The following is an 8,680-nucleotide window of genomic DNA, read 5'->3' on the forward strand; positions in this document are numbered from 1 at the left end:
AAGGAATCGGAGGCACGTCCCTTGAGCACGCAGCAGATCCCCGTCGTCGTCCTGGCCGGGTTTCTCGGAGCCGGGAAGACCACGCTCCTCAACCACCTGCTGCGCAGCGCCCGGGGCACCCGGATCGGAGTCATGGTCAACGACTTCGGTGACATCGGCATCGACGCGATGACCGTCGCCGGCCAGGTCGGCTCCACCGTCTCCCTCGGCAACGGCTGCCTGTGCTGCGCCGTCGACGCCGGCGAGCTCGACGAGTACCTGGAGGTCCTGACCCGGCCCGAGTCCCGGCTCGACGTGATCGTGATCGAGGCGAGCGGGCTCGCGGAGCCGGAGGAGCTGGTCCGCATGGTGCTCGCCAGCGAGAACGAGCGGGTCGTGTACGGAGGGCTCGTCCAGGTCGTCGACGCGTCCGAGTTCGCGGCCACCCGGCAGCGGCACCCCGGGACCGACCGGCATCTCGGCCTCGCCGACCTCGTCGTCGTCAACAAGGCGGACCGGGTGGCCGCGGACGAGCTGCGGAGCGTCCGGGAGACGGTGGCCGCACTCGCCGGGCGAGCCGCCGTGGTCGAGGCCTCCCACGGGCGCGTCGACCCGGAGCTGCTCTTCGACCGGGTCGTACCGGAGGGCGAGATCGAGGGCCAGATGTCGATCGAGGACATCCTGTACGGCTCCGAGGACGCCGACGACGCCCACCCGCACGCGGCCTACGAGAGCCTCTCGGTGACGGCCACGACGCCGCTGCACCCGCGCCGCCTCATGGCCTTCCTCGACTCGCGCCCCGAGGGCCTCTACCGGATCAAGGGCTTCGTCGACCTCGGCCCCGCAGATCCGGCCAACCGCTACGGCGTGCACGCGGTCGGCCGCTTCCTGCGCTTCTACCCCGAGCCCTGGCCCGCCGGCGAGGAGCGCCTCACCCAGCTCGTCCTGATCGGCTCCGGCATCGACACGCCCGCCCTGCGCAAGGAGCTCGCCGCCTGCGAGCTGAACGGCCCGCAGGACGCCCCCGACGAGCACGGCATGTGGGGCGTCCTGCGGTACGTACAGCGGACGGAGGAGGAGCCGGACGAGTCCTAGGACCCGTCCGGCCCGAGCCGCGGGCGGGTCCTAGCTCGCCGGGCCCGCCACCACGTCGACCGGCTTCGCCAGGGGCGTGCCCGAGCCGTCGCGGCGGGGGTCCGCCTCGGGCAGCTCCACCGGGGTGCCGGTCTTCTGGGCGGCGCGGGCCGGGGTGGCGCCCGCCCAGGCGAAGGTCAGGACGTCCTCGCCCTTCAGGAAGCGCTGGCAGCGGACACCGCCGGTCGCGCGGCCCTTGCGCGGGTACTGGTCGAAGGGGGTCAGCTTCGCCGACGTGCCCGTCGAGGAGTCCAGGGTGCCCGTGGAGCCCGCGACGGTGAAGACCACGGCGTCGGCCGCCGGGTCGACGGCCGTGAACGAGATCACCTCGGCGCCCGCGGCGAGCTTGATGCCCGCCATGCCGCCCGCCGGACGGCCCTGGGGCCGCACCTGCGAGGCCTGGTAGCGCAGCAGCTGGGCGTCGGAGGTGATGAACACCAGGTCCTCCTCGCCCGTCTGCAGCTCCGTCGCGCCGACGATCCGGTCACCCTCCTTGAGGGTGATGACCTCCAGCTCGTCCTTGTTCGCCGGGTAGTCCGGCACCACGCGCTTCACCACGCCCTGCAGCGTGCCGAGGGCGAGGCCCGGCGAGGACTCCTCGAGCGTGGTCAGGCAGACCACCGTCTCGTCCGCCTCCAGGGAGAGGAACTCCGACAGCGGTGCGCCGCCCGCCAGGTTCGGGGTGCTCGCGGTGTCCGGGAGCTGCGGCAGGTCGATCACGGGGAGGCGCAGCAGCCGGCCGGCCGAGGTCACCACGCCGACGTCACCGCGCTGGGTGGCCGCGACCACCGAGACGATCACGTCGTGCTTGGACCGCTTGCCGTCCTCCGCGGGCGGGAGGTGCTCGGTCACCGTCCGGGCCAGCAGGCCCGTCGAGGAGAGCAGCACCCGGCACGGGTCGTCCGCGACCTCCAGGGACACGGCCGCGACGGGCGCGCCCGCCGACTCCAGGAGGACCGTCCGCCGGTCCGTGGCGAACTTCTTGGCGACGGCCGCCAGCTCCGCCGAGACCAGCTTGCGCAGCTCCGCGTCGGAGTCGAGGATCCCGGTCAGCTCGTCGATCTCGCCGTTGAGCCGGTCGCGCTCGGTCTCCAGCTCCAGGCGGTCGAACTTGGTGAGGCGGCGCAGCGGGGTGTCCAGGATGTACTGCGTCTGGATCTCGCTCAGCGAGAAGCGCTCCATCAGGCGCTCCTTGGCCTGGGCGGAGTTCTCGCTCTCCCGGATGATCCGGATGACCTCGTCGATGTCGAGCAGCGCGACGAGGAGGCCCTCGACCAGGTGGAGCCGGTCGCGCTTCTTGGTGCGGCGGAACTCGGAGCGGCGCCGGACCACCTCGAAGCGGTGGTCGAGGTAGACCTCCAGGAGCTCCTTGAGGCCGAGGGTCAGCGGCTGCCCGTCGACCAGCGCCACGTTGTTGATGCCGAAGGACTCCTCCATCGGCGTCAGCTTGTAGAGCTGCTCCAGGACCGCCTCGGGCACGAAGCCGTTCTTGATCTCGATGACCAGACGCAGGCCGTGGCTGCGGTCGGTGAGGTCCTTGACGTCCGCGATGCCCTGGAGCTTCTTGGAGCCGACCAGGTCCTTGATCTTGGAGACGACCTTCTCGGGGCCCACCGTGAAGGGCAGCTCCGTCACGACGATGCCCTTGCGGCGCGCCGTCACGGTCTCCACGGTCGCGGTGGCGCGGATCTTGAAGGAGCCGCGGCCCGACTCGTACGCGTCCTTGATGCCGGAGAGGCCGACGATCCGGCCGCCGGTCGGCAGGTCGGGGCCGGGCACGAAGCGCATCAGCGTCTCGAGGTCGGCGTTCGGGTGGCGGATCAGGTGGCGGGCGGCCGCGACGACCTCGCCGAGGTTGTGCGGGGGCATGTTCGTCGCCATGCCGACCGCGATCCCGGACGCGCCGTTGACCAGCAGGTTCGGGTAGGCGGCGGGGAGCGCCACCGGTTCCTGCTCCTGGCCGTCGTAGTTCGGCGCGAAGTCGACCGTGTCCTCGTCGATGGACTCGGTCATGAGGAGCGCGGCCGGGGCCATCCGCGACTCGGTGTACCGCATGGCGGCCGGCGGGTCGTCGTTGCCCAGGGAGCCGAAGTTCCCGTGGCCGTCGACGAGGGGGAGACGCATGGAGAAGGGCTGTGCCATGCGGACCATCGCGTCGTAGATCGACGCGTCGCCGTGCGGGTGGAGTTTGCCCATCACCTCGCCGACGACGCGGGCGCACTTGACGAAGCCGCGGTCGGGGCGGAGCCCCATCTCGCCCATCTGGTAGACGATGCGCCGCTGGACGGGCTTCATGCCGTCGCGGGCGTCGGGGAGGGCGCGCGAGTAGATCACCGAGTACGCGTACTCGAGGAAGGAGCCCTGCATCTCGTCGACGACGTCGATGTCGAGGATTCGCTCCTCGAACGCGTCGTCCGGCGGCGGTGTCTTCGTGCTGCGGCGGGCCATCGCGGCTGCGGCTCCTTCACCAACAAGGTTGATCTGACGCGGACCATTGTGGACCGTGCCACCGACAACGCCGACCGCGACCCGGAAGAGGGACATCACGAAGGGTCGGGAACTTCGCCAGGTGTCGGCGCGCTTGCATACAGTGGCAGGACTTTTTCACATCGCGATCGAAGGGACGTACATGCCCATGGGTCACACGGCCACGGCCGAGGCCGGCTCCGGCGGCCTGACAGCGACCGAGCACCGGTTGGCGAACGGCCTGCGCGTGGTGCTCTCCGAGGACCACCTGACCCCGGTCGCCGCGGTCTGCCTCTGGTACGACGTCGGCTCGCGCCACGAGGTCAAGGGCCGCACGGGCCTCGCCCACCTCTTCGAGCACCTGATGTTCCAGGGCTCGAAGCAGGTCCACGGGAACGGCCACTTCGAGCTGGTGCAGGGCGCCGGCGGCTCGCTCAACGGCACGACGAGCTTCGAGCGCACCAACTACTTCGAGACCATGCCCACGCACCAGCTGGAGCTCGCGCTCTGGCTGGAGGCCGACCGCATGGGCTCGCTGCTCGCCGCCCTGGACGACGAGTCCATGGAGAACCAGCGGGACGTCGTCAAGAACGAGCGCCGCCAGCGCTACGACAACGTGCCGTACGGCACGGCCTTCGAGAAGCTGACCGCCCTCGCCTACCCGGAGGGCCACCCCTACCACCACACGCCGATCGGCTCCATGGCCGACCTGGACGCGGCCACCCTGGAGGACGCGCGGAACTTCTTCCGCACGTACTACGCCCCGAACAACGCGGTGCTGTCCGTCGTCGGCGACATCGACCCGGCGCAGACGCTCGCGTGGGTCGAGAAGTACTTCGGCTCCATCCCGGCCCACGACGGCAAGCCCGAGCCGCGCTCCGGCGACCTGCCCGAGGTCATCGGCGAGCAGCTGCGCGAGGTCGTCGAGGAGGAGGTCCCGGCGCGTGCGCTGATGGCCGCCTACCGGCTGCCGCACGACGGCACGCGCGAGTGCGACGCCGCCGACCTGGCCCTGACGGTCCTGGGCGGCGGGGAGTCCTCCCGGCTGCACAACCGCCTGGTCCGCCGCGACCGTACGGCCGTCGCCGCGGGCTTCGGCCTGCTGCGGCTCGCCGGGGCGCCCTCGCTGGGCTGGCTGGACGTCAAGACCTCCGGGGGCGTCGAGGTCCCGCGGATCGAGGCGGCCGTCGACGAGGAGCTGGCCCGGTTCGCCGAGGAGGGCCCCACGCCCGAGGAGATGGAGCGCGCGCAGGCCCAGTTGGAGCGGGAGTGGCTGGACCGGCTCGGGACCGTCGCCGGTCGCGCCGACGAACTGTGCCGGTTCGCCGTGCTGTTCGGCGACCCGCAGCTCGCCCTGACCGCCGTCGACCGCGTCCTGGCCGTCACCGCCGAGGAGGTGCGGGCGGTCGCCGCGGCCAAGCTGCGTCCCGACAACCGCGCGGTGCTCGTCTACGAGCCCCTGGCGACCGAGCAGAGCGAGAACGCCGACGGCGACGAGGAAGAGGGAGCGGACCAGTGACCGACGCTGCCGTGTCTTTGACCAGCATGGACTTCCATCCGCAGCCCCGGCCGGGCGCAGCCAGGCCGTGGGCCTTCCCGGCCCCGGACCGCGGGAAGCTGGACAACGGTCTGACCGTGCTCACCAGCCACCGCCCCGGCCAGCAGGTCGTCGCCGTGGAGATCTTCCTGCCGGCCCCGCTGGACGCCGAGCCCGCCGGTCTCGACGGTGTCGCCACCATCATGGCCCGCGCGCTCTCCGAGGGCACCGACCAGCACAGCGCCGAGGAGTTCGCGGCCGAGCTGGAGCGCTGCGGCGCCACGCTCGACGCGCACGCCGACCACCCGGGCGTACGGGTCTCCCTGGAGGTCCCGGTCTCCCGGCTGCCCAAGGCGCTCGGCCTGCTCGCCGAGGCCCTGATCGCCCCGGCGTTCCTGGAGACCGAGATCGAGCGCCTGGTGCGCAACCGTCTCGACGAGATCCCGCACGAGACGGCCAACCCGGCGCGCCGCGCGGCCAAGCAGCTCTCCAAGGAGCTGTTCCCGGCGGAGTCCCGGATGTCCCGGCCGCGCCAGGGCACCGAGGAGACCGTCGCCGCGATCGACGCCGCCGCCGTCCGCGCCTTCTTCGACGCATACGTCCGGCCGGGCACGGCCACCGCGGTGGTCGTCGGCGACCTGACCGGGGTCGACCTCGACAAGGTCCTCGCCGAGACGCTGGGCGCCTGGACCGGTGAGCCGGCCGAGCCCCTCCCGATGCCGCCGATCACCGCCGACGACACCGGACGGGTCGTCATCGTGGACCGCCCCGGCGCCGTCCAGACGCAGCTGCTGATCGGCCGGATCGGCCCCGACCGGCACGACCGCGTCTGGGCGGCCCAGGTCCTCGGCACGTACTGCCTCGGCGGCACCCTGACCTCCCGTCTGGACCGGGTCCTGCGCGAGGAGAAGGGCTACACGTACGGCGTGCGGGCCTTCGGCCAGGTGCTCCGCTCGGACGCCGAGGGGAACGGCGCCGCGATGCTCGCCATCAGCGGATCCGTCGACACCCCCAACACGGGCCCGGCTCTCGAGGACCTGTGGAAGGTGCTGCGCACCCTCGCCGCCGAGGGCCTCACCGACGCGGAGCGCGAGACCGCCGTGCAGAACCTCGTCGGGGTGGCGCCCCTCAAGTACGAGACGGCCGCCTCGGTCGCCGGGACGCTCGCCGACCAGGTCGAGCAGCACCTCCCGGACGACTTCCAGGCCCAGTTGTACGCGCGCCTGGCCGAGACCGGCACCGTCGAGGCGACGGCCGCCGTGGTCAGCGCCTTCCCGGTGGACCGGCTCGTCACCGTGCTCGTCGGTGACGCGGCGCAGATCGCGGAGCCGGTGCGTGCGCTCGGCATCGGTGAAGTGACCGTCGTGACGGGCTGATTCCGGCTCCGAGGCGACAACGGGAGGGCCCCGACGGCATAGTTCGTCGGGGTCCTCCGCTTTGTCCGTATTGGGATCAAGGGTGATCGTTTGCCCTGTGGCATGTCTTACAAAAGTCGTGTCCGGTTGGTGATTGAAAGACGATCCGCATAGCGTCGGGGCGGCTGTTCGTCAGTTGCACGTGCCGCAACCGCGGCATCGGACAGTCATCGCCGAGTCCCCGTCAGGCGCGAGCCTGGGGAGCCGGGGACCCGCACGCAGTCCCTGGGGTGAATCGGGCGCCTTCGTCTCGTACGGAGGGGCTCGTAGGAGACCTTCCTGCTCCGAACCCGTCAGCTAACCCGGTAGGCGAGAAGGAAGGAAAGGATCAGCCCTTACATGGCGTTCACCCGTGCCACCGGGAAGCATCGTGCTCCGAGCCGGATGGCGCGCCGCAGCGCGGGCATCGCCGGCGCCGCGACGCTCGCCACCACCGGCGTCATCGGAACCCTCGCCTCCCCGGCGCTCGCCGCCGACACGGACCACCGCTCCGTCGAGGACACCGGTCTCACCCAGGTGATCACCGAGGACTCCCTCGTCGACCGGATCAACGCCCAGGCCGCCGCCCAGGAGCAGGAGGCCGACGAGGCCATCGCCAAGGCGAAGGTCCAGGCCGAGGCGAAGCGCAAGGCCGAGGCCCGCGCCAAGGAGATCCGCCTGGAGCGCGAGCGCGCCGCCCGCGAGGCCGAGCGCCGCCGCCTGGCCTCCTTCCAGCTTCCCGTCGCCGGCTCGTACGTCTCCACCGGCTACAAGACCGGCGGCTCGCTCTGGTCCTCCGGCAGCCACTCCGGCGTCGACTTCCACGCCGCCTACGGCACCCGGGTCGTCTCCGTCGGCTCCGGCACCGTCGTCGAGGCCGGCTGGGGCGGCGCGTACGGCAACAACATCGTCATCCGGATGAACGACGGCACGTACACCCAGTACGGGCACCTCTCCTCCATCGGGGTCTACGTCGGCCAGACCGTCGAGCCGGGCCAGCAGATAGGCATCTCGGGCTCGACCGGCAACTCCACCGGGCCGCACCTCCACTTCGAGGCGCGCACGAGCCCCGAGTACGGCTCGGACATCAACCCGATCGCGTACCTCCGCGCCCGCGGCGTCAACGTCTGATCCCGCCCGCCGCGCACCGCGTCGCAAAAGCCCCGGCTCGTACTGAGCCGGGGCTTTTCGCTGACCGGAAGACGGCCATGGATTCCGTCGGGGCATCGGAAATTCCGGCGTGCTGCAATAGAGTCGAAGATCGGCGCAGAACAGGCGCCGCTCGAATTGTCTCGCGCGCACCAAGGCGGAGGTCGGACATGCGCATTCCCGCGCATTCGGTATGCACGGCGATCCGGGACGACATCGTCTCCGGCGTGTTCGAGTGGGGTGCTCGGCTGACCGAGGAGCAACTCGCCCGCCGGTACGGGGTCTCCCGGGTCCCGGTCCGCGAGGCGCTGCGCACCCTGGAGTCCGAGGGCTTCGTCGTCACCCGCCGTCACGCGGGCGCCCAGGTCGCGGAGCCGACCGAGCAGGAGGCCGCCGATCTCCTCGACATGCGGGCGCTGCTCGAACCGCTGGGCGCCGCCCGGGCCGCGCAGCGGCGCACCGAGGCGCACCTCAAGGTGCTGCGCGGCCTGGTCAGGCTGGGGCAGGAGCGGGCCAGGCGCGGCCAGGGCGAGGACCTGCGCTCGCTCGGAGGCTGGTTCCACGAGACCCTGGCGCAGGCCTCCGGGAGCCCGGCCCTCACGGCGCTGCTCACCCAGCTGCGGCACAAGATCGCCTGGACGCACGTCGTGGAGCAGCCCGTCCAGCCGGTGGAGGCCTGGGCGGAGCACGGCGCGATCGTGGACGCAGTGGCGCGCGGCGACGCCGAGCGGGCGCGGGCGCTGACCGCGCTGCACGCGGAGCGCTCACTGCCGCTGCACCGGCTGAAGAATCCGGGGCGCGGCCGTGTGAGGGTCCCGCAACATCCCGTCAACACGACGAGTGCCCGGAATTAACACGCGCGCCGTATAAAGACAAAAGGCATTCGGGCCGGGTTTTCGTGCTGCCCGGAAACGTGTCTTTCTCTGTCGGGAACAGGGTCAGGGAAAGCGAATGGCCGTGGGCGGGGGGATTAGGACCGGCCCCGGCCTTGGTAGGGCGGGGGGGCCGGGGGAGACCGTGT

At 71.6% G+C, this 8,680-nt stretch carries 6 protein-coding genes and 1 riboswitch; of the genes, 5 read left to right on the plus strand and 1 reads right to left on the minus strand.

The genetic code is table 11. From position 1 onward, the window contains the following. The first annotated feature begins 21 nt into the window (after positions 1–21). A complete protein-coding gene (locus ABZ318_RS21070) occupies positions 22–1,074 on the plus strand; it encodes a GTP-binding protein (RefSeq protein WP_356903993.1) in 1,053 nt (350 codons plus the stop codon). A gap of 30 nt (positions 1,075–1,104) precedes the next feature. Here the strand turns inward: ABZ318_RS21070 and ABZ318_RS21075 are convergent, their stop codons facing one another. Next, positions 1,105–3,561 carry a DNA topoisomerase IV subunit A gene (locus ABZ318_RS21075; protein WP_356903994.1) on the minus strand — a complete coding sequence of 819 codons (2,457 nt, stop codon included), beginning with the start codon at positions 3,559–3,561 and terminating at the stop codon, positions 1,105–1,107. Between the two features lie 181 nt (positions 3,562–3,742). Here ABZ318_RS21075 and ABZ318_RS21080 point away from each other — a divergent pair, with 181 nt between their 5' ends. The 4 genes from ABZ318_RS21080 to ABZ318_RS21095 all read left to right on the plus strand — a co-directional run bounded on the left by ABZ318_RS21080 (position 3,743) and on the right by ABZ318_RS21095 (position 8,513). Beyond that, complete coding sequence (locus tag ABZ318_RS21080; RefSeq protein ID WP_356903995.1) at positions 3,743–5,098, plus strand: pitrilysin family protein; 1,356 nt, start codon at positions 3,743–3,745, stop codon at positions 5,096–5,098. After that, positions 5,095–6,492 (plus strand): pitrilysin family protein, encoded by a 1,398-nt coding sequence (locus tag ABZ318_RS21085; protein WP_356903996.1) that lies wholly within the window; start codon positions 5,095–5,097, stop codon positions 6,490–6,492. Before ABZ318_RS21080 ends, ABZ318_RS21085 begins: the two co-directional genes overlap by 4 nt. A 200-nt stretch (positions 6,493–6,692) precedes the next feature. Continuing rightward, a riboswitch (cyclic di-AMP (ydaO/yuaA leader) is annotated at positions 6,693–6,858 on the plus strand. Between the two features lie 12 nt (positions 6,859–6,870). After that, positions 6,871–7,641 (plus strand): M23 family metallopeptidase, encoded by a 771-nt coding sequence (locus ABZ318_RS21090; RefSeq protein WP_356903997.1) that lies wholly within the window; start codon positions 6,871–6,873, stop codon positions 7,639–7,641. 188 nt (positions 7,642–7,829) lie between these two features. Further along, positions 7,830–8,513 carry a GntR family transcriptional regulator gene (locus tag ABZ318_RS21095; RefSeq protein ID WP_356903999.1) on the plus strand — a complete coding sequence of 228 codons (684 nt, stop codon included), beginning with the start codon at positions 7,830–7,832 and terminating at the stop codon, positions 8,511–8,513. Positions 8,514–8,680: the final 167 nt, after the last annotated feature.

Source organism: Streptomyces sp. NPDC006197 (assembly GCF_040613865.1).
In the GTDB taxonomy this organism is placed as follows: Bacteria; Actinomycetota; Actinomycetes; order Streptomycetales; family Streptomycetaceae; genus Streptomyces.

What these genes read in the sequence shown, in the direction of transcription:
- ABZ318_RS21075 (WP_356903994.1), bottom strand. Translation starts at nt 3,561, where the DNA reads ATGGCCCGCCGCAGCACGAAGACACCGCCGCCGGACGACGCGTTCGAG.
- ABZ318_RS21090 (WP_356903997.1), top strand. Translation starts at nt 6,871, where the DNA reads ATGGCGTTCACCCGTGCCACCGGGAAGCATCGTGCTCCGAGCCGGATG.
- ABZ318_RS21080 (WP_356903995.1), top strand. Translation starts at nt 3,743, where the DNA reads ATGCCCATGGGTCACACGGCCACGGCCGAGGCCGGCTCCGGCGGCCTG.
- ABZ318_RS21095 (WP_356903999.1), top strand. Translation starts at nt 7,830, where the DNA reads ATGCGCATTCCCGCGCATTCGGTATGCACGGCGATCCGGGACGACATC.